General features: G+C 40.3%; 22 protein-coding genes. 11 read left to right on the top strand and 11 right to left on the bottom strand.

From position 1 onward, the window contains the following. Window positions 1-8 precede the first annotated feature (8 nt). Together pyrG and recJ are read left to right on the top strand one after the other, a co-directional pair. Window positions 9-1,640, top strand: a complete 1,632-nt coding sequence (gene pyrG, locus PF327_RS07445) for a CTP synthase (RefSeq protein WP_008245051.1) — start codon at window positions 9-11, stop codon at window positions 1,638-1,640. Continuing rightward, window positions 1,641-3,221 (top strand): single-stranded-DNA-specific exonuclease RecJ, encoded by a 1,581-nt coding sequence (recJ, locus tag PF327_RS07440; RefSeq protein ID WP_289401969.1) that lies wholly within the window; start codon window positions 1,641-1,643, stop codon window positions 3,219-3,221. A 295-nt stretch (window positions 3,222-3,516) separates the two neighbouring features. Here the strand turns inward: recJ and PF327_RS07435 are convergent, their stop codons facing one another. From PF327_RS07435 to PF327_RS07420, 4 genes are all read right to left on the bottom strand, one after another. Continuing rightward, complete coding sequence (locus PF327_RS07435) at window positions 3,517-4,491, bottom strand: iron-sulfur cluster assembly scaffold protein (protein WP_289401967.1); 975 nt, start codon at window positions 4,489-4,491, stop codon at window positions 3,517-3,519. Between the two features lie 27 nt (window positions 4,492-4,518). Further along, window positions 4,519-5,724, bottom strand: a complete 1,206-nt coding sequence (locus PF327_RS07430) for a NifS family cysteine desulfurase (protein WP_289401965.1) — start codon at window positions 5,722-5,724, stop codon at window positions 4,519-4,521. Window positions 5,725-6,004: 280 nt separating this feature from the next. After that, window positions 6,005-6,583, bottom strand: coding sequence for a GTP cyclohydrolase I FolE (gene folE / locus PF327_RS07425; RefSeq protein ID WP_008245055.1), 579 nt, complete (start codon window positions 6,581-6,583; stop codon window positions 6,005-6,007). Window positions 6,584-6,606: 23 nt separating this feature from the next. Further along, a complete protein-coding gene (locus tag PF327_RS07420; RefSeq protein WP_289401962.1) occupies window positions 6,607-7,554 on the bottom strand; it encodes an A/G-specific adenine glycosylase in 948 nt (315 codons plus the stop codon). Window positions 7,555-7,746: 192 nt separating this feature from the next. Between PF327_RS07420 and PF327_RS07415 the strand changes: the two genes are divergently transcribed. The 5 genes from PF327_RS07415 to def all read left to right on the top strand — a co-directional run bounded on the left by PF327_RS07415 (window position 7,747) and on the right by def (window position 12,255). Continuing rightward, window positions 7,747-8,742, top strand: coding sequence for a hypothetical protein (locus PF327_RS07415; RefSeq protein ID WP_289401961.1), 996 nt, complete (start codon window positions 7,747-7,749; stop codon window positions 8,740-8,742). A gap of 46 nt (window positions 8,743-8,788) precedes the next feature. Then, a complete protein-coding gene (locus PF327_RS07410; protein ID WP_289401960.1) occupies window positions 8,789-9,595 on the top strand; it encodes a hypothetical protein in 807 nt (268 codons plus the stop codon). Between the two features lie 133 nt (window positions 9,596-9,728). Continuing rightward, a complete protein-coding gene (gene tig / locus PF327_RS07405) occupies window positions 9,729-11,021 on the top strand; it encodes a trigger factor (RefSeq protein ID WP_289401959.1) in 1,293 nt (430 codons plus the stop codon). 109 nt (window positions 11,022-11,130) lie between these two features. Further along, window positions 11,131-11,718 (top strand): ATP-dependent Clp endopeptidase proteolytic subunit ClpP, encoded by a 588-nt coding sequence (gene clpP, locus PF327_RS07400; protein WP_008245082.1) that lies wholly within the window; start codon window positions 11,131-11,133, stop codon window positions 11,716-11,718. Window positions 11,719-11,730: 12 nt separating this feature from the next. Further along, entirely contained in the window at window positions 11,731-12,255 is a 525-nt protein-coding gene (def, locus tag PF327_RS07395; protein WP_289401958.1) for a peptide deformylase, read from the top strand. A gap of 31 nt (window positions 12,256-12,286) precedes the next feature. On the opposite strand, the gene gdhA is transcribed toward def, so the two are convergent. Beyond that, the gene (gdhA, locus tag PF327_RS07390) at window positions 12,287-13,639 is read right to left on the bottom strand and encodes an NADP-specific glutamate dehydrogenase (protein ID WP_289401957.1); all 1,353 of its coding nucleotides are present in this window, start codon (window positions 13,637-13,639) and stop codon (window positions 12,287-12,289) included. Between the two features lie 160 nt (window positions 13,640-13,799). On the opposite strand from gdhA, the gene PF327_RS11465 reads away from it, so the two are divergent. From PF327_RS11465 to PF327_RS11455, 3 genes are read left to right on the top strand one after another with little or no spacing between them, the layout of a single operon-like run. Beyond that, window positions 13,800-14,099, top strand: a complete 300-nt coding sequence (locus PF327_RS11465) for a hypothetical protein (RefSeq protein ID WP_353049167.1) — start codon at window positions 13,800-13,802, stop codon at window positions 14,097-14,099. Beyond that, window positions 14,026-14,439 carry a magnesium chelatase domain-containing protein gene (locus PF327_RS11460; protein ID WP_353049166.1) on the top strand — a complete coding sequence of 138 codons (414 nt, stop codon included), beginning with the start codon at window positions 14,026-14,028 and terminating at the stop codon, window positions 14,437-14,439. The genes PF327_RS11465 and PF327_RS11460 overlap by 74 nt, the downstream gene beginning before the upstream one ends. A 45-nt stretch (window positions 14,440-14,484) precedes the next feature. After that, window positions 14,485-15,336, top strand: a complete 852-nt coding sequence (locus PF327_RS11455) for an ATP-binding protein (protein ID WP_353049160.1) — start codon at window positions 14,485-14,487, stop codon at window positions 15,334-15,336. Between the two features lie 24 nt (window positions 15,337-15,360). Here PF327_RS11455 and PF327_RS07380 read toward each other — a convergent pair whose 3' ends face one another. Beyond that, window positions 15,361-16,425 carry a YeiH family protein gene (locus PF327_RS07380; RefSeq protein WP_289401955.1) on the bottom strand — a complete coding sequence of 355 codons (1,065 nt, stop codon included), beginning with the start codon at window positions 16,423-16,425 and terminating at the stop codon, window positions 15,361-15,363. 121 nt (window positions 16,426-16,546) lie between these two features. On the opposite strand from PF327_RS07380, the gene PF327_RS07375 reads away from it, so the two are divergent. Next, the gene (locus tag PF327_RS07375; protein ID WP_289401954.1) at window positions 16,547-17,446 is read left to right on the top strand and encodes a LysR family transcriptional regulator; all 900 of its coding nucleotides are present in this window, start codon (window positions 16,547-16,549) and stop codon (window positions 17,444-17,446) included. Between the two features lie 3 nt (window positions 17,447-17,449). On the opposite strand, the gene mobA is transcribed toward PF327_RS07375, so the two are convergent. From mobA to PF327_RS07350, 5 genes are read right to left on the bottom strand one after another with little or no spacing between them, the layout of a single operon-like run. After that, window positions 17,450-18,025, bottom strand: coding sequence for a molybdenum cofactor guanylyltransferase MobA (gene mobA / locus PF327_RS07370; protein WP_289401953.1), 576 nt, complete (start codon window positions 18,023-18,025; stop codon window positions 17,450-17,452). Next, the gene (locus PF327_RS07365; RefSeq protein WP_289401952.1) at window positions 18,022-19,140 is read right to left on the bottom strand and encodes an MFS transporter; all 1,119 of its coding nucleotides are present in this window, start codon (window positions 19,138-19,140) and stop codon (window positions 18,022-18,024) included. The genes mobA and PF327_RS07365 overlap by 4 nt, the downstream gene beginning before the upstream one ends. Beyond that, window positions 19,137-19,622 carry an RDD family protein gene (locus PF327_RS07360; RefSeq protein WP_289401950.1) on the bottom strand — a complete coding sequence of 162 codons (486 nt, stop codon included), beginning with the start codon at window positions 19,620-19,622 and terminating at the stop codon, window positions 19,137-19,139. The genes PF327_RS07365 and PF327_RS07360 overlap by 4 nt, the downstream gene beginning before the upstream one ends. After that, window positions 19,622-20,359 carry a TIGR04219 family outer membrane beta-barrel protein gene (locus PF327_RS07355; RefSeq protein ID WP_289401949.1) on the bottom strand — a complete coding sequence of 246 codons (738 nt, stop codon included), beginning with the start codon at window positions 20,357-20,359 and terminating at the stop codon, window positions 19,622-19,624. Before PF327_RS07355 ends, PF327_RS07360 begins: the two co-directional genes overlap by 1 nt. Before the next feature lies 1 nt (window position 20,360). After that, a complete protein-coding gene (locus PF327_RS07350; protein ID WP_289401948.1) occupies window positions 20,361-21,575 on the bottom strand; it encodes a type II secretion system F family protein in 1,215 nt (404 codons plus the stop codon). Between the last annotated feature and the right edge of the window lie 70 nt (window positions 21,576-21,645).

The raw sequence follows: 21,645 nt of genomic DNA, 5'->3' as shown, positions 1-21,645 counted from the left end.
AGCGTTATATGAGTGAAAATAAAACAAAATATATTTTTGTTACAGGTGGTGTACTTTCATCTTTAGGAAAAGGTATTACTGCTGCAAGTATAGGAACATTATTAAAACATACAGGACAACGTGTAGGCGTACTAAAACTCGATCCCTATATCAATGTTGACCCTGGTACTATGTCTCCTTTGGAACATGGTGAGGTTTTTGTTACCAAAGATGGTGCAGAAACAGACCTTGATCTTGGTCATTATGAAAGATTTTTAGATACTTCATTGACACAAAACAATAACTTTACCACAGGTCTTGTTTACAAAACGGTTATTGAAAATGAACGTAAAGGAAAATATCTTGGAAAAACGATCCAAGTGGTTCCTCATATTGTAAACGAAATTAAAGATCGTATCGTTAAAGCAGGCGAAAATAAAGATATTCTCATTGTTGAACTGGGTGGTACAACAGGTGATATCGAAGGTTTACCGTTTTTAGAAACGATCAGACAAATGAAACATGAATTTGGTAAAACGCAGGTGATGAATATACACGTCACGCTTTTACCTTATATCAAAGCTGCAGGAGAGCTTAAAACCAAGCCGACACAGCATTCTGTACAGGAACTTAGACGCATAGGAATTGCACCGCATATGTTGGTACTCCGTGCTGAAGTGCCAGTTTCTACTGAAATTAAACGAAAAATAGCCTACTCTTGTGATGTAGATGAAGATTCTGTAATCGTTGCTGCTGATGCACCTACGATTTATCAAGTACCTTTAAACTTTTTAGATCAAGATATATTAACACCTATTTGTAAACAATTGGATCTACATGATTGCCAGCCTAACATGGATAAATGGAGAGATCTGGTACATAAGATCATTATGCCTAGTGACAGTATGAAAATTGCATTTGTAGGTAAATACCTGGATCTTAAAGAGTCTTATAAGTCTTTAACAGAAGCCCTTATTCATGCAGGTGCACATCTTGATACAAAAGTAGAGATCAAATGGGTGGACAGTGAGAAGGTTGAAGATGACGGTGCGCAAAAATATTTGAGTGACTGTGACGGTATTTTGGTTGCAGGTGGTTTTGGCGGACGTGGTGTAGAAGGTAAAATTCAGGCCATTCAATATGCAAGAGAAAATAAAATACCATTTTTAGGTATTTGCCTTGGTATGCAACTGGCAATGGTAGAATTTGCCAGAAATGTACTGGGTATAAACGATGCAACGTCTGTAGAATTTGATGAGAATACCCCAAATCCTATTATTTATCTTATCGATGAATTCATAGATGCGAGTGGTTCAAAACAGGTAAGAACTACGACATCTCCAATGGGTGGGACCATGCGTCTTGGTGAATATGAATGTGAAACAAAAGAGGGTTCAAATCTTAGAGCAGCTTATGGTTCTAAAGTGATTTATGAAAGACATAGACACCGGTATGAAGCAAACCCTAAATATAGAGAAGCGTTAGAGGCAAAGGGTATGGAAATTACAGGTGAATCTGACGGACTGATAGAAGCAGTAGAAGTAAAAGATCACCCATGGTTCTTAGGTGTACAGTTCCACCCGGAATTTACTTCTAGACTCCAAAATGCCAATCCATCGATCTTGGCTTTTGTCAATGCAGCACTTCAACATAAAAAATAGATGGTTCGCCCATTAACACTCACAGGGTTAGAAACACTTTTAACTATGCGCTTTGAAGAGGGTTTCCTCTCTTTGCGGGATCTACCTAAACCTTCTTTGTTTAAAGATATGGATAGAGCAACAGAACGTATCGTTGATGCCATTAAAAATAGAGAAAAAATAACCATTATCGGTGACTATGATGTCGATGGCGTCACCTCTACCACTTTGATGAAACTTTTTTTCGATGAAATCGGTTATCCTATAGAGTGGATCATACCAAACCGGTTTAAAGATGGATATGGGCTCTCTGCAAATATCATACCTCGTATAATCGGTACAGATCTGGCACTGACAGTGGATAACGGTATTTCAGCTGTCTATGCAGCCCAACTTTGTAAAGAAGAGGGTATAGATCTTATTATTACAGATCATCATCTTTTAGCGCCTGAAGTACCAGAAGCTTATGCCATCATAAACCAAAAACAAGAAACATGTACTTTTCCTTATAAAGATGTGTGTGGTGCTCAAATTGCATGGTATCTTATTGCCTCACTTAAAAATGCACTTGAGATTAAAATTGACATGATGGCATATATGGAATTGGTCTCTATTGCTATTATTGCAGATATGATGCCACTGCAGCATATTAACCGTGCAATGGTTCTTGCAGGGATCAAAGCGCTCAATCAGAGTAAACGGCCTGCGATCAGAGCTTTTCTTGAACACAGTCAAAAAGAGATGATCACATCAGAAGATATAGGATTCTTTCTTGCACCGTTACTGAATAGTGCAGGGCGGATGGAAGATGCCTCTTTTGCCGTAGATTTTCTCACTTCGACTAATATCTATGATGCTAGAGTAAGATTGGAACGTCTTATAGAATTTAATACCCTTAGAAAAGCTACCGAACATGATATTACACAAAAAGCCATGACCCAAGTGGAACAGGATGACAAAGTGGCGATTGTGGTTGGTGAAGCGTGGCATGAAGGCGTGGTAGGTATCGTAGCGGCAAGGGTGGCACGGGCATGTGAAAAACCTTGTATCATACTGACTCAAAGTGAAGAGGGATTACTGAAAGGGAGTGGTAGAAGTTTTGGAGAGTGTGATCTCTTTGCTATTGTAGATGGTGCTAGAATGCATTTAGAGAAGTTCGGAGGTCATCAAGCAGCCATTGGTCTCTCTTTAAAAGAAGAGAGCTTAGAAACCTTTAAAATGGAAGTAGAGAGAAATTTTAAAGAAGGTGCTTATGTGAAAGAACTGTTTGACCCGGATATTGTAGGAAATCTGCATTTTTCTGCTATCTCTTTTGAGTTGACATCCCTCATGAAGAAGTATGAACCTTACGGACAGGGAAATGCTACACCTAAATTTGTCAGTAGCAATGTGGAGATTCTTCAGGCAGACACTATGGGTAAAGAGGGAGAACACATACGTTTTTCTTTTGCCCAGGATGGTGTCGTGATGCAGGGAGTGAAATTCAAGACACGGGAAGTATTTGAAACGGGTACTAAAGTTGATATCGTCTATACAGTCACTGAAAATCATTTTCGGGGAAGGGTTACTTTACAACTAATGGTAGATAAAATCGTCACATGATGTTTTATTTTCTAGATTGAATTAGTAAAGATCCAAATGATAAAAAACGTTAAAACAGATAGGTGGAGTGTGTATTCAAAAAGGAGATTACAATAAAAAAAATTGTAATGTATCTGTTTTAACGCCCATAGATTAGGGATAAATACTATGGATAAGATAAGTATAACCTAGGTCATTCAATAAATATACATATTTCTGTATATTTTTTAATCAATTGAAGTGAGATTTAAAATTATTGATAATGTTATTAGATGAACCTAAGGCAAAAAGCCTTAGGTATGTTAATGGAGAGAGATTAAATTGGTAAAACTCTGATGTTTTCGTCTAGTTTCTCTTTTAAAATGTTTTCTATAGCGAAAAGTGTACCTGTACTTGAACTTGCACAACCAGAACATGCACCTAAATAACGGATGTAAATGTCAAAGTTCGCACCGTTCTCTTTGATGTCAAGGATCTCCATGTCACCGCCGTCCATCACAAGCATTTGTCTGATATTTTCATCGACTACTTTATCGACTGCTTTGATACGCTGAACGATAGTCATTTTAGCAAAATCAGCAGCAGGACCACCTTCATTACCAAGCGTTGCACCAGCAGCGATTTTTTCCTTTTCATACTCTTCTAACAGGTCTACAAGATAGACATCTTTTTCCTCGTGTCCACCAGGTTTGATACATGATTTACAAAATGCACCTGCTTTTGTGTAATCTGTGATCTGTTCCACTGTAGTAAGGTCATTAAGACGGATCACTTCTTGAAGTGTAGAGAGTGTGACACGTGCACATTCACACACGATTACTTCCTCTTCAAAGCTTTCGATATCTACACCTTTATACTGTGCTGCAGCTTTCTTGATCACATCATAAGCCATAACAGAACAGTGCATTTTTTGCGGTGGCACTGCCGGGGTATCAGCGTCATCACGCATTGCTTTTTCAACATCGATATTTGTGATCTTCACAGCTTCATCCACTGTTTTGCCTTTACAGAGTTCAGCCATTGTATCAGAAGAAGCAATAGCAGTACCACAACCAAAACTTTTGAACTTAGATGAAAGAATTCTATCTGTTTCAGGATCTACTGCCCAGTAAAGTCTTACGGCATCCCCACAGCTCTCTGCACCAAAGTCGGCAACGATGAGCCTTGCACCCATCTCTTTTGCTTCTTCTTCAGTGATCTCACCCATGTTTTGCGGGTTGTTCATTAAATCTGTTACTTTATTGCTGTACTCATCCCAGATGGTACCGCCTACTAAACTATCTATACCCATAATATATCCTTTCTTATTTTCTATCTATTAATGGTGATGAGCGTCTAATCCGCTCTCATGACCTGCCGGTGCATATGCGTATGAACTTGAGATCCCTCTCAGTCTTATCACCGCTGCGTTGACCACTTTAAGTGTGTAGTCCAACTCATCCTGTGTCGTGTAACGGCTCAGTGAAAAACGGATAGCCGTATGTGCCAAATCCTCTGCTGCACCGATAGCTTCCATCACTGAGTTTGCTTCCAGATCTTCACTTGCACAGGCTGAACCTGTACTTGCACCGATACCTGCACGGCTAAGATCCCATAACATTGATTCACCTTCAATACCTCTGAATGAAATGAGGATGGTATTTGGTGTTCTTTTCTCTCTTGGTGTGACGACGAATGTATCTTCTATTTTGAGGAGTTCATCTTCAAAAGCATCTCTCATCTTTCTGATCTCTGACATTTCATAGTCAAGCGCATCGATCGCCTGTTCCATTGCCTTACCCATACCTACGATACCAGGTACATTGAGCGTACCTGAACGGTATCCACCCATTTGTGAACCACCGTGAAGTAGAGGCATAAGCTCTTTGCCTTTTTTCATATACAAGGCACCTACACCCTTAGGTCCATGGAACTTATGTGCTGAGAATGTAAGGTAGTCTACATTAAATGACTGTACATCTACAGGTATTTTCCCTATAGCTTGTACGGCATCTGTATGAAAAGGTACGTTGTGTTTTTTACAGATAGCACCTATCTCTTCTACCGGGAAGATAGCACCTGTTTCATTATTTGCCCACATCACTGATACAAGAGCAGTTTTATCTGTAATATTCTCTTCTACACTCTGGGCTTCTATGAGTCCTTCACTGTTGATGGGAAGATAGGTCACCTTGCATCCCATACTCTCTATAAACTTCGCAGTGGCAATGACAGAAGGGTGTTCTACTTCAGAAACGATAATATGGTTCTTTTTACCTGTCAAAATCTGATCAAAATAGATACTTTTGAGTACCCAGTTATTGCTCTCTGTTGCACAAGAAGTGATGATAACAGAATCCTCTCTAGGAGAATTGATACCTGCATAGATTCTTTCCATACCGGCTTTTATACCAGGATGCGTGTCACTTGCAAATATGTGCAGTGAGTTTGGATTACCATACCTTTGTACAAAATAAGGTTCCATCTCAGCGAAGACCTGAGGGTCAACGATAGTGGTTGCATTATTGTCTAAATAGACCTTCATTCATTTTCTCCTTTGAATAGGACCAAATCCATTCAATTTCATTTAAATTTTTTTTGTAATGATACTCATTTTAATTGAGACAATTTTAGTCCTAATTAGTTTTACGCATAATACGCTGTTATTCTTAAATTAAGATAAATTTTAAGTTAAAGAGGGGGAGTTTTACTCTGATTTATATGGTTTTTGCCTGATCTACAACGAGGAGAGTTTAAATACGGAATATGTTATAGATGTTATCTGCAAGTTACAAATACCAAATACGGAGACTATCCGTTTTGGTTTAAAAATTTGAAGGGGTAGGTGTATTGATAAGGTTATAAAATTCGTTTCTGGTACGCTCATCACTTTTAAAGAGACCACGCAGCGCAGAACTGACTGTCGTTGAATTGATTTTTTGCACCCCTCTCATCTCCATACACATATGGCGTGCATGTACGACTACTGCTACACCTTTAGGTTTGATCGTTTCCAAAATAGCATCTGCGATCTGTTCGGTCATCTGTTCTTGTATCTGCAGACGTCTGGCATAGACATTGACGATGCGGGGGATCTTTGAGAGACCCACGACTTTTCCGTCAGGTATGTATGCCACATGGGCTCGTCCTATAATAGGAAGCATGTGATGTTCACACATAGAGTAGAACTCGATATCACGTACCAGTACCATCTCATCATTACTTGTGCTGAAGAGTGCTTGATTCAGTATCTCTTTGGGGTCCTGCTGGTAACCCTCTGTCAGGAATTGGAGTGCTTTGGCAACACGGCTTGGTGTTTTAAGTAAACCTTCCCGTGTAGGGTCTTCTCCTAAAAGTTCAAGGACTTTGGTCACAGCCTGTTCAAATTCTTCTTCTTTATTCATGATAGTACCTAATGAGATATTTTTCACATTGTAGCTAAAAACAATTTAACAATCTTCTCATCTACTTTGGAGATAGCGAGTTTTTGTATCTCATCGACACTAAAATAGTCAGAGTGTTCAGGCGTATGTTCATAATAGAGATAGACTTTACAGTTGAGTTTAAAGTGTGTATAAACATGGGTGACTTCACCAAGATATTCAGAGGCACACTCCGGGATCTTCACAGATTCAAAGCCCCAGAGGCCATGTAGGAATTTACCCTCTCTTTGTGTCAGTGAGAGTTTATCTTCATAGATACGGATAAGGATGTTTTGTTCTCTGGTCGGTACCATACGTTTCTTTTTTTCAGGATAGCGTTCAGGCTCTTCTTTTCCTTTACAGATATCACTAAGAGGACAGATCTCACATTTGGGATTTCTAGGCAGACAGATCGTTGCCCCTATATCCATCATTGCCTGGTTATAGTCAAAAGGATTGACTTTGTCTACCAGATCATAAGCGATCTCCCAGAGTCTTTTCTCTGTGGGCTTGATGAGTTGATGCAGACGGCACAGTATACGTTTGACATTGGCTTCCATGATAGGAACAGGTTGGTGAAAGGCAAAGGCAGCAACGGCATGGGCAGTATTTTTACCGATACCTGGAAGTTTGATGAGTTCCTCTATATCACTTGGCAGTTCATCTACAAGTGTGGCAGTCTTGTGTAGGTTTTTGGCACGATTGTAGTAGCCAAGCCCTTCCCACATCTTCAATACATCATCCAAAGGTGCTTCCCCTAAACTTTTTAGGCTGGGAAAACGTTCAATAAAAGGGATGTAGTATCTCTCCAATACGGTTTTGACCTGTGTCTGTTGAAGCATCACTTCCGAGAGGTAGATATAATATGCTTCATCTGTGTTACGCCAGGGGAGGTCCAGTCTTCCGCTTTGCTGGTACCACTCTTGGATGGTTTGGTGGGTTTTTCTATACATGATGGGATTATAGCATGTGTTGCTTTGTACGCCCAGAATCAAGAGAAAGAAAATCAACGCTTGTACCATCATTATATAATAGGGTATCCCAGCAAACATTTTTATGAAGTTCAGTTTATTTTATGGTTAATCACATATTAATACAACTTTTATTACCATAAGAGATTCTATTGAACACGATAAGGAAGACGTATGAAATTAAAGAGAGTGATATTGGCATTTTTGATGCTTTTTGGACTGGCACAGGCGGATGTGCCTTCCAATGCGGCAGAAACAAAATTAACAGCAGAACTTTGGGGGAATGAAGGTAATCAGGCAGTTCAATTGGATTCATTGATCAAAAAGATCAATACCATTGGTTATTCTGTCGTACAAGCGAATAGAAATATACAAGTACATTGGCAAAACATGTTTAATGAGAAGACTTTGGAGATGATCTCTTTCTATGGTCTTGTAAATATAGAGGCACTGAGACCGCTTTTGCTTAAAAACCCGGATTTCGGCGCTTATGCCCCTTTCAACTTCTTTGGCTATAAAACACTTGATAAAGAGGATAACAACACCTGGTATGGACACCTTACTCCAAATACCATGCTGGATATCATCGGTGAGAAAGATGCAGAGACAAGGAAAGAATTTACAGATATGGTAGGTTCTTTTGATGCATTGGTAGAAAAAGAGATGAAGCCTACAAAATCAAAAAGGTTTGAACATTCAAAGCCGTTACCGAAAAACGGGTTGACAAGAATGGTGAAAAAGTTTGAAAGAACAGATGACCTAGAGACATTTGTTGAAGAGTTTGTTATGGACCATGATGGACGTTTCTCTCAACATCATTTTGTTATTGCGGGATTCATTGATTTTAAATTTGAATATGCCGATATGGAGATGGAATTTGACAAATATGATGCCTACTGGGTCTCTATGCTTTGCCACTTTGAATTCTCAAACTCTATTTTCAATAGAGGTATGCCTCAAGCAGGTATGTTCGCACCATGTTCAGTCTATTTCTATGTTCCTAAGGGAACCAATGAACTTCACGTAGGATATGCAAGTGTAGATAACTGGATCAATGCACTCGACTTTAAAGACCAAAAACGTATTGATCATATGAGGGCGATCGATGCAGAAGTGGTTGAAACCTTTAAAGAGATGGGCTTTGAAGTAGTCACTCTCGGTAAAGACTAGCGCTTACAAAAGACAAGTTAAAGAAAATAGTATAAAAAGGAAATAGATGAAATTTACCAAAATGGCATTAGCGTTCTTATTGGCATTTTCTACACTGCAGGCAGAAGGAACTAAACTGGATATCTCTGCACCTGCACCGGAAGTATTAAGCACATATTATGCTGCAAAAGCACAAAGTACAGAAAAAGTAGAATCAAAATTGAAAGCCAACGGCTTTTCCATTTTGGCTACGACTACACCGGTCAAAGGTTCAACGGTGATCACAGTGACCAATGATGAGCTCAAGGCTACAAATACTTGGCTGGCAACACTGAATGTACTTGTCAATGAAAAAGAAGTACGCATACAAAATCCATCCTATTTTGGTGCAGCTTACCTTCAGGACAAGTATACCTATGGTCAGTTTTCCGGAACATTGAAATCTTTTCAAAAAGCACTCGGTGACCTTTATACGGTAGAAGATGAGTTTAAACTTTTAAAACTTCCTCACTATCAGTTCATGATGGGTATGGCCCATGTAGAAGATACGATCGAAGTAGGTGAAGGTGAAGACCTGGAAACAAAACTCAAAGAGAACAAATATGTAGCTTACACTCTTAAACTTCCTAATGGATCAACACTGGTCGGGCACAACCTAAGAAGCAGAACAAATAAATTCCTTCTTAAGATAGATGCAGCGCATAATGCACATATCTTGCCGTATAGAAGTATGATCAAAGAGGGTAAAGCGGTGATGTTGGACCCTAAATATTATTTGGCGGTCTCGTTACCTCTTTTAAGTATGACGGAGTTTATGAAAATAGCCTCTGCTCCAGGTAATATAGAAAAAGATATCAAAAGAACCTATAAATAGTATGATTTTTTTGTTCTCCAGGCTAAACCTGGAGAACTCTGGTTACAACCTCTTTTCCTCCTACCATTTTAACGCTTATTGGTATTTCAACATTATTTAGATAAAATCACATCATTATATATAAAGGATTGTAGTGAAAGTTACAGTAAACAAAGTAGACGACGCAAATATTATCGTAAGCGGCACTATAGAAAACAGTGCTGTTGAAGAGAACATTAACAAGATGGCTGTTCAAGCTGGTAAAGAGATGAAAGTAGACGGGTTCAGAAAAGGTAAAGTACCTGCACACGTAGTGAAAAAACTCCATGGTGACAAGCTTGCACAGGATGCTGAAGGTGAAGTACTTAGAGAGCTTATTGATGCAGGTATGAAAGAAGCTGGTATCAATCCTGCAGATATGCTTGGTCAGCCTACTTTTAAGAAATATGACAAAACAGATTCTGGTATCGATGTTGAGGTAGAGATCTCTACTAGACCGGTATTTGAAGCAGAAGGTCATATGGATGTTCTTCCGGCCTTTGAGAGACCAACAGCATCAGACAAAGCGATCCAAGAGAAATTGGATGAGATCGTAGCTCAGCAGGCACCGTATACGAAGATCAAAAGAAAGCGTATGGTAAGAGACGGTGACATGGTAGTGATCGACTTTGAAGGTTTTGTAGATGGTGTAGCCTTTGACGGCGGTAAAGCTGAGAAATTCAGCCTTAAGATCGGTTCAGGTCAATTCATCCCTGGATTTGAAGAGCAGATCATTGGAATGAAATATGATGAAGAGAAAACGATCACTGTGACGTTCCCTAAAGAGTATCAGTCATCTGATCTTGCAGGAAAAGAAGCAGAGTTCAAAGTAAAACTTCACGAAATTCAAGAGCAGGTACCTGCAGAACTTAACGATGAGTTGGCACAAAAACTACTTCAAGGTGAAGAGAATGCAACACTTGAAATGTTGACGGATAGAGTAAGAACACAGATCGAATCAACAGAAATTTCTAAACTCTATAACGAAGACCTCAAGCCAAAATTGGTTGAAGCATTGGTAGAGAAATTCGACTTTGCATTGCCAAACAATATTGTTGAGCAAGAGATCGATGCAAAAGTGAATGCAAAAGCAAGAGAGATGAGTGAAGAGGAGCTTAACTCTTATAAAGACAACCCTGAGAAGATCGAAGCACTTCGTGAAGAAGTAAGAGCAGATGCAGTAGCAAGTGTAAAAGCGACATTTATCGTAGATGCACTGGCTAAAAAAGAAGAGGTATCTGTAGATGATCAAGAAGTATCACAGGCTATTTACTATGAAGCAATGATGAGTGGTCAAGATCCACAACAAGTGATCAAATACTACCAAGAGAACAATCTTCTTCCAGCAGTGAAGATGGGTATGATCGAAGATAAACTCTTTGGTAAGATGCTAGGTTTAGATAAATAAATCAAAAGAAACAAATAGCAACATCAGTTGTTATTTGTTCTGTTAACCTATAGAGTGTATAGTTGAGTGGATAAAAATCTATTTAACTATATATTATTAAAGGCAAAAGATGAGTTATATTCCATACGTTGTAGAACAGACCGGTAGAGGTGAAAGATCTTACGATATCTATTCACGGTTACTTAAGGACCGTATCATTATGCTAAGCGGTGAAGTGAATGATCAAGTGGCTTCCACTGTAGTGGCACAACTTCTTTTTCTTGAAGCACAGGATCCGGATAAAGATATCTATTTTTACATTAACTCTCCAGGAGGTGTGATTACTTCTGGACTTTCGATGTTCGATACGATGAACTACATTAAACCGGATATTGTAACGATCTGTATAGGCCAGGCAGCATCTATGGGTGCTTTCCTGCTCTCTTCGGGTACAAAAGGTAAACGTTATGCGCTGCCACATGCGCGTATTATGATCCACCAGCCTTCAGGCGGTGCTCAAGGGCAGTCAACAGATATCCAGATACAGGCACAAGAGATACAAAGACTCAAAGATACACTCAATGAGATCTTGGCAGAGCAGACAGGTAAAACAACCAAACGTATTGAAAAAGATACAGAGAGAGATAACTTTATGTCAGCCAGGGAAGCATTGGAATACGGGCTTATAGATAAAGTACTCACAAAAAGTTTTACCTAATAGAGACGGTGTATGGTTAGAGAAATAGTAGTATATCCGGACAAAAGACTCAAACTTGTCTCAAAAGAGGTAGAGTCTTTTGATGGTGCATTACATGATCTTCTTGATGACATGTATGACACGATGCGTGCCCGTAACGGTGTAGGCCTCGCAGCCATACAAGTCGGTATTGATATACGTGCCCTGATCATCAACGTTCCTTTAGAGAATACGGATGGAGAACATGACCAGCCTAAAGAGAATACGATAGAGATGATCAACCCCATCATCCTTGAAAAAGATGGTTCCGAAAAGTTTCAAGAAGGGTGCCTCTCGGTTCCGGGTATCTATGAAGAAGTCGAACGTGCCAAACATGTGAAAGTAGCGTATCTAGACAGAGAGGGCAATAATCATATCATAGAAGATGATGACTTCCTTGCCATTGCTATACAGCATGAGATAGACCATTTGGATGGTAAGGTATTCATTGAAAAACTCTCTTTTACAAAAAGAAAGAAATTTGAAAAAGAGTGGAAACGAAGATTAAAAGAGGCGTAGGCCAAGGCCAGTGTATTTGGCCTTTTCTTTTTTATACTCCCTGCATAATCATCGCATCAGCCACACGTTGAAATCCTAAGATATTCGCAGCAGAAACAAGATCCATATCAAGCTTATACTCATCGCATGTTTGCTTGAGGTCACTGTAGATATTTGACATAATGTCTTGCAGTCTTTGATCTACTTTTTCAAATGAGAGATAGTTGAGTGAACTATTTTGGCTCATCTCCAATACGGAGACAGCCACACCTCCGGCATTGGCTGCTTTAGCTGGGCCAAAAAGAATATTATTCTCTTCAAAAAGAGCGATCGCTTCAGGTGTGGTAGGCATATTTGCACCTTCAGCAACGATCTTCACATCATTCTCTATGAGCAGTTTTGCAGAACCTTCACCCAATTCATTTTGGGTAGCACAGGGAAATGCGGCAAAACAAGGGATACTCCATACAAAACTGCGCCCTTCTGTATAGCTTTCTCTTTTCACATATGTGGCTTTTTTTCGTTCCAGTGCATAATATTCCAGTGAAGCTCTTCGCTCCAATTTTATCTTTTTTAAAAGTTCAAGGTCTATACCGTTACTGTCATGGATTGCACCTTTGGAATCTGAACAGGTGACAGGAATGGCGCCGATCTCATAGAGTTTTTCTATCGCATGGATCGCAACATTGCCGCTGCCGCTAATGGTACAGATCTTACCTTTGAGTGTCTCTCCCATATCCTCCAGGAAGGTTTGTGTGAAATAGATAAGCCCATATCCTGTTGCCTCGGTACGTCCTAGACTCCCCCCCAGAGCAAGGGGCTTGGAGGTGATGATACTGTCATAAGAGTTCGTGAGCTGTTTGTACTGTCCAAAAAGATAGCCTACTTCCCTAGCTCCTACACCGATATCTCCACCCAGGATATCGATATCTGCACCGATACTGTTATAAAAAGCAGACATAAAAGCCTGACAGAATTTCATGATCTCTTTATCACTTTTACCTTTAGGGTCAAAATCAGCACCACCCTTTGCGCCTCCTATATGAAGTCCCGTGATCGCATTTTTAAAGATCTGCTCAAAAGCAAGGAATTTCAGGATATCCGGATTGACTGAAGGATGGAACCGTACACCGCCTTTGTAAGGGCCCAACGCATTGTTGAATTGAATCCTGTACCCATTATTGACATGGATGATATTGTCATCGTCCATCCATTCTATTTTAAAATGGATCGCTCTGTTGGGAACCATGATACGATCTATGATATTTTGATGCAGATATTCGGGATGTTTTTCTAAGAGTGGCTGTATCGTTTCGAGTACTTCTTTCAGTGCTTGAAAAAAAATGGTCTCACTTTTACAGTTACTTTTTTCGGCACGTATTAATGCCTGCTCAATATACTCCATGCTTGTCCTTTGTATGTGTGTAAACCCAATTATATTACAATTTGACATATTTTTAATCATTTTCACAAATTTAGTGCATCATGAGTGTATGAATGCAAAAATAGATAGTGGTACTCCACCCCAAAAGCAACATAAACAAGAACCTAAAAAAGAGGCTATTGTGAATCGATTGACCTGTGCAACACTAGAGGGTGTGAATGCACAGGTGATAGAAGTAGAAGCGACCTTTAAGGGAGTTCCAGGATTTACGGTTGTAGGTTTAGCCAGCAGTGACATTCAGGAAGCCAAAGAGAGGACAAAGTATAAATTATTAGTATCCGTGTATTGGGCTTTTCCTTGTGTCCATATATATAAGACTTATAGGTACCGAAAAAATCACGATCAATTTGAGTCCTTCGGATCTAAAGAAGTCGGGTACACACTTGGATCTGGCTATGGCATTGCTTATTGCCATGCATAAAAGTGCAGTAGAGGAGGAGGGACTTTTTGTCTTTGGTGAACTCGGATTGGACGGGAAGGTGAAAACAAGTTCCATGCTTTTCCCATTGGTCTTATCTCTTAAGGAGCAAGGGTTGATCAAGCAAGCGATTGTGCCTAAAGAGTCTATTCCCTATTTGAGTCATATCTCTGGGGTAGATTTCATCGCTGTAGATTCACTCAATGAAGCGATAGAGATATTGAAAAGCAAGAACTTTAAAGCAAATGTACAGGCATTTTCTTACAAGTCTGAAAGTTTCAGAGTGAAAGAGAGATCTTATTACTATGAACAAAACTATGAGAGTGATTTTCGTGATGTCTAAGGGCAGTCTATTGCCAAAAGAGCTTCACTTATTGCAGCAGCGGGGATGCATAATTTTTTGATGGAAGGAAATCCGGGCTGCGGAAAGAGTATGATAGCCAAACGCATCAAAGATATCTTGCCTCCACTCTTTGAAGAAGAGATACTGTCCATCGCAAAACATCAGTTCCTAGATGGTGTTGTACCAAGCTTTTCAGCTTTACGTCCTATAAGATCTCCTCATCACACTGCTACTTCTGCATCTATTTTTGGTGGAGGCTCTTCTATAGCCAGGATAGGAGAGGTAGCCCTGGCACATAAAGGGATACTCTTTTTCGATGAACTGCCTCACTTTTCCAAAGCGGTCCTTGAAGCCCTTAGAGAGCCGTTGCAAGATAAAAAAGTGCATATAGCAAGGGTCAATGCAAAGATAGAATATGAAGCGGATATCATGTTCGTAGCGGCGCAAAATCCTTGCCCCTGTGGGAATCTGCTCTCTAAAAGTAAATCCTGCAGGTGTTCGGAACTTGAGATCAAACGTTACCAGAATAAACTTTCCGACCCATTTTTGGATAGAATAGATCTTTTTGTCGTGATGCAGGAAGTGAACAGTGAGGATAAGGGTGATATAAGTTCTGCTCAGATGCATCAAGCTGTTCTCAGGGCATTTAAGATACAAAAAGAGCGCGGGCAAGAGCGTCTTAATGGAAAATTGACAGAAGAGGAGATAGAGATTTACTGTTTATTAGAGAGTCATGCGAGTCAAATTTTAGAAAATGCTATCAGTAAATTTGGACTTTCACATAGAAGTATCGCATCAGTGAAAAAGACAGCTAGAACCATTGCAGATATTAATGGACATTTGCAGATCGAGAAAAGTGATATTTTGGAAGCATTGAGTTATAGACGCAGAAAATAGAAAAAAGAACCGATCTATTCGGTATTAGAATACCGAACAAACCGCTTTAGTAAGGATAAATCCACCAACAACCAACCATACGAACATTGCAGAAGCTGTATAGACCGGTGCGAGTCCAAGACCTTTGAACTTCGCAAAACGTGTTCCCATACCCAGAGCGGTCATTGCCATCGTAAGAAGGAAAGTATCGATCTCATTGATTATATTTACGATATCTGCAGGCACAAGGTGCAGTGAGTTGAAACCGGCTACACCGATAAAGTAAACTGCGAACCATGGGATCACGAGTTTCACTTTTTCACCTGCACCACCCTCTTTTTTAGCACTATAGCTTAAGTAGATACCAAGAATGATCAGCATTGGAGCGATCATAATGACTCTCGTCATCTTAACGATCACGGCTGCATCAGCCATCTCTTTAGGTGAACCTGGTACAGAGGCAGGCACAGCAACCACTTGTGCCACTTCGTGGATCGTACCACCTACATAGATACCAAACTCTTTGGCTGTCATATGAAGGAATCCGGCAGAAGGCTCAATGATCGCTGTGTAGAGTACCGGGTAGAGGAACATCGAGATCGTACCAAAAAGTACTACCATTGATACCGCAATGGCAGCTTTATACTCTTCAGACTTGAGTACAGGTTCCGTTGCAAGTACGGCCGCGGCACCACATACTGATGCTCCTGAAGCTGTAAGCATAGAAGTATCTTTCTCCATACCGAAGATCTTGTGTCCCAACCATGTACCGAGTATAAAGGTAGATGCCAGCATGATAAGAGAGACAAGGAATCCTGCCAACCCTACATCGATGATCTCTTGGAACGTAAGTCTGAACCCATAGAAAACGATCGCAAAACGAAGGATCTTTTTCGCTGAGAACGTGATCCCCCCTTGCCATGCTTCGGGGGTCTGATTATGCAAAGTATTGGCATAGAAAATACCAATGACGATACCGATAACAAGCGGTGAGATACCCAATGCCTTGACAGCAGGGAAATCTGAGATAAATGTTGCTGCCGCAGCGAAGATAGCAACAAATAAAATACCACTCATTGTACCTTTACGCTTTTGTGGAGAAAATGGCATAAAAATCCTTTTATTCAAAATTATTGATAACTTTTTTAGAATTCTACTATAATTTTGATATAATTTACAAACTATTTAGGTAATTAATGTTAAAAAACCATTCTAAAGAAGAGAAAAAAATATGAAATTAACACTTAGACAAATGGAGATATTCCTCAATGTTGTAGTCTCTGGACATTTAACAAATGTGGCTAAAGATATGAAGCTGAGTCAATCAGCGATCTCTATGTCCATTAAAGAATTAGAAAATATTTTGGGTCGACCTGTCTTTGACCGGATCAATAAAAAACTTGTGCTCAATGAAGTGGGACGTGCATTTTATAAAGAGATAGACCCCATCTTTAAAAAGCTTTCAGATATTGAGTATGAATTTAAGAATTCAGAGAATAAGGGAATGATACGGGTAGGGGCAAGTACCACGATCGTAGACTATTTGATGCCAGCCATTATCTGCAGTTACATGAGTTCGTATCCTGATGTGAAGATCACGCTTAAAGAGGGGAACACCAAAGAGATCGCAGATATGATCAAAGAGGGGACGATAGATATAGGTTTTGTTGAAGGGCTTGTTCCTGGTTCAGAGATCGTTAAAGAGAAAATAGGGGTAGATGAACTGGTGGTTGTGACTGCAAATGAGGAGCTCTGCAAACCATGTACGATAGATGAATTGGAACAAAAAAGATGGGTCCTTAGAGAAGAGGGGTCTGGTACAAGAGAGGTCTTTTTGGGTTATATTAAAGAGAAAGTGGACAATTTAAATATTTTCCTGGAACTTGGACATACAGAGTCCATTAAAAGTATTTTGATGAACGGTGAATGTCTGACCTGTATCTCCAAGATCTCAGTGAAAAATGAACTCGAGGAGGGGAAACTCTATAAAGTACCGGTAAAGGACTTTGAGTGTAAAAGGGATTTCCTGATGATCTATCATAAAGACAAGTATCACAGTTCATTGTTTGAAAAGTTTGTCTTCTTCTCCCGAAAACTGATGATGCAGATGATAGAGGGGCAAAAAGCCTAGATATCAATGGTTTTTAAAACGTTTAAGGGCTTGCTGATACTCTTCGGGATGGTTCAGGTTCGTGAACGGACCATCTTCATTAAACGCTACAAGGTGGGTATTGGCAAGGCGCAGCAGGTCCCCCAATCTATGGTTCCCTTTTTCTAATTGTGTATAGGCCAAAGGCAAAACAGATCTCTTATAGAGTCCACAGAGAGGTTGCACACCACTGGGACTTTGTGCAACGATCACATCAAATTGACTTTCATTTTGTTCCAAAAGCTTCTCTATGATCTCTTTGCCGACAAAGGGTGCATCTACACTTAAAATAAAAATCTCTTCTGCCTGTAGTGTTTCAAAGACAGAGATAAGTCCTACAAGAGGGGAGCTCTCTTGATAGTTGTCTTGGATCACCCTACAATCAAAATCAAATTTATTCTCTTTTGCCGAGATATAGACTTCGTCAAATAAGGTACGGAGTTTATCTAGTTGAAACTCGGTAAGTGTAGGATAGTTGGCAAAAGGAAGTAGAGCCTTGTCCTCACCCATACGGGAACTTCTCCCTCCAGCGAAGATGACGGCAGTTGTGACTTCTCTCATACGTTGACACTCTCTTTACGTTTTTGATGTATCAGCAAGACGGCAAATGCCAAAAATGTGATGAGTGACTCGATCAGGAAAAGATATTCTCCATAGACCTGGCCGGAAAGTACTGCACCCACTGAACCCCCTAATCCAAATGCAATACCCAAAAAAAACTGTTGTGCAAGTTTTTTCTGGGTATAGAGTGAAAAGACATAGGTAATGGCTGCAGTATGGTAGAGTGCAAAACCGATGGCATGTAGAGATTGTGATGCAAAGGTCAAAATGATTGAGTCAGGAAAGAGATAGAGTATCATCCATCTGATTGCCGTGATAAGAGTGGCAAACTGCAAGATACGAAGCAGGTTTCTTTGCAGAAGAGGACCTTGAAAATAGTACATAAAAATTTCACAGACGACGCCAAAACTCCACATCCAACTTGTCATTTCAAGAGAGACACCATGTGCAGTTTCGTAGATAGTGAAAAAGTTATAGAAGCCTCCAAAACCTACTTGCATTAAAAAGATAGAAACCCAAAATGCCCAATATTGTGTGAGTGAAAATGAGGCATCTTCTTGCGGGCTAGAGTGGGAGATCGTGTCATACCTTGTCAGCATAGCACCAAAAAGAAGGGTTAAAAACGCTACGGCACTTAAGTAATAGAGCGCTTCATAAGGTGATTCAAGTACTTTCCCCAGCCATAACGCAATACCCATAAACCCAAGAGAGCCCCAGAGTCGTACTTTGCCGTAAATGTGTCTGGACAAAGAAGCCAGTGCGATGGTCTCGACATACGGAAGAGAGATACCCATTGCGGCCCCAAAAAGAAGGTTTGCAGCAAGATAGATCCAAAAATCCTGTACCGTGGCCAAAAAAAGCAAAGTACCAATAAAAGTGAAGAGCAGGGAAAGTTGGTAGACCTTGGGGCTTAGAGAGATAAAGTGCCGAAATACAAAAGGCAGCAGAAACCGCATGAAGGGGGCAGCAGCAAAAATGATGCCCACCTCAAAAGGAGTATATCCCAGATCCAGCAACACTTTTGGCAGGAAGATGACATAGACACCAACAAGGGCAAAGTAAAAAAAGTAGTATCCCCCTAAAAGCGGTGAAAGAAATCTGTTGACCGGTTTCATTTTTTGTTTACAACAGCCGTTGCAGATAAGAGGTCATGCAGCGTCTTGTTGTCTTTCCTAAAAAACATCAGTATCCAACCTGCTATCGTCAAGAGTGAGAGTATTGCAGCCAAATTTCTGAAAAGGATGATAAAAGGTGAGGGCTTTTTCTTCGTATGTTCATCAATGAGTGTAATGTTATAGGCACGATATCCCGGGGTCTGCCCCGTTTTATACATAAAAATCGTCTGGATGATGACCAAAGGAACCAGTATATAGATCCAGCCCAGTATTTTATGTTCAGAAAAATCTTCTCTGCCATCCATGACAAGATAAAAGACAATATACATGATAGGCATGAGAAGCATAAAAGCATCGGTCAAAAATGCTTTTATCTTCACACTCGTTGAGGCATAGTCATTTGTAGTAGGTGTCGATTTGACTGTAGGTGTCTGGCATTGGAGCCTTTTTTGTTTGACATCCCTAAAACGCTGTTTAGCCATTAGAAATCCCAAATCGCAGCGGCATAGGGACCTGAGAAGTCCACATCCGCATTAAACCCATTGACCAACTCATCACTCTCCAGGTGAAAGGCCTTATACCCGGCTTCCAGACCTATTCCCATAGCCAGGGTATAACGGGCAGAGAGTTCATAATCATAAGCGGTGATATCCCAATAGCTAATAGCATTGGCTTCGATCTGAAAAGAGAGATCAGTGACAGGCAGATTAAAACGTACTTTACCATAGAGCATCGGTACCCAGGTCGAAAAGTCTGCAACATCACTGTTCGCATTGCTGTGTACGCCCATATCCCCAGAGATATATCTGAGGGTAAATCCGGCATCCGTCTCGGCCCAATTATCCAGGAATTCATAATAGAGCGTGACATCCGACATGTCAAGTGACAGGCTGCCCTCTATAGTACTGCTATAGGTATGGTCTCCCCAAGTGAAGTTATTCACACTGCTGCTTCCCTCATGTGAAAGTGTGGTATATCCCAATTTTATATTGGGAATGAGAGGTAAAGGATGTTCTAAATAGGCTTTTAAAAATGTATCTTGTTCTTCACTAAAGCCCAGTGTATCTTCAATATCTGCAGTGTTTCCTTTATATGCAGCATTTCCGTTTGGCTGATGATTGAAAAATCCAAGGGAGACCTCTCCTCCTACGGTATCTGCATGAAGCTCGTTGAGTGTGAGCAGTAGTATGAAGGGTAGAAGTCTTTTTATATTTACCATTTTATTGTAATCCTTGTGTCATAGTAAAGATAGGCAAAAGCATCGCTGAGACGATGACACCCACAACCACACCGATAAAGAGCATCATAAACGGCTCGAGTAGGCTCAGAAGCAGTTTGAGTTTGTCCTCATTCTCTTCGGCATAGAGTGCAGAGGTATTGTCCAGGATCTGTGCGACTTCACTGGACTCTTCTCCCAGGGCCAGAGATTGCATAAAATTACGTTTGAGTTTTACGCCTTTTGACATTTGAAGTGCATTGGAGAGTTTATTCCCTTCGAGCACTTTTACGGATGCTTTTTCAAACAGGTCACGTAAGCCGTGATTTGCAAAAGTCGCTTTGGCAAGTTGTACGGCTTGGGCATAGGCAACACCAGAGCTGAGCATCAGTGAGAGGATATAGGAGAACCTCCCAAGTTCATGGTTCTGGATCAGCGACCCCAGTACAGGTATCTTCAGCAGCATTGCATCAATGATACGGTGAAAGGTCTCTATTTTGGCATACGCGATCTTAAACATGAGGATCACAGAGAGGATCACCACGATGATAGCAATATAATGTGCGGTCAAAAAGTCGCTTAAGCCTAGTACAAATTGTGTGATCGGAGGAAGTGCCTGGCCGGTATCTTCAAAAATGCCTGTGATCTTGGGTACCACAAAAGCGATGAGAAAAGAGGTCATACCTATGGCAACGGTAAAAATAATGGCAGGATATGTCATCGCACCCTTGACCTGTTTTTTGACTTTGTTCTGCGCAGAGAAAAAATTGCCCATGTTTGTAAGGACTTCGACCATTTTCCCTCCCTGTCCTGCCACATTGAGGCTTTGAAGAAAAAACTCAGGCAGTGCATAGACCTTTTGGGTATTGAGTGCATGGTAAAGAGATTTCCCTTCATCGATCATAGTTTTCACGGAGTTCAGAAAGGAGACATATTTTTTTTCTCCTTCATGCTGGTTCTCAAGAAGCTTGATCGCAGTGAGTATGGTCATACCTGACTTGAGATAGGAGGAGAGCTCTTTAGAAAAAGTACTCAGAAGTTCCCCTGGCATCTGACGTTTGGCAAAGGCTTCCAGTGAAAACTCTTTGGTAGGTGTAAGCCCTTCATGATAGATATTTTGTGTACGAAGTTTTTGTCCCGCTTCTTCTTCAGAACTTGCTGTAACAGTACCTTTGACCTTTTTTCCTGTTTTGTCAAACCCTTTGTACTTAAAAAGCATCCGTGTGTATGTCCTTGCAGTAAATTATAGGTATTATAACTTTTTTAGCTGTATCTTGCTCTAGGAAAAG

Origin of the sequence: Sulfurovum xiamenensis, assembly GCF_030347995.1 — a bacterium.
Lineage (GTDB): Bacteria > Campylobacterota > Campylobacteria > Campylobacterales > Sulfurovaceae > Sulfurovum > Sulfurovum xiamenensis.
This window is presented reverse-complemented; position numbering and strand designations above follow the sequence as displayed.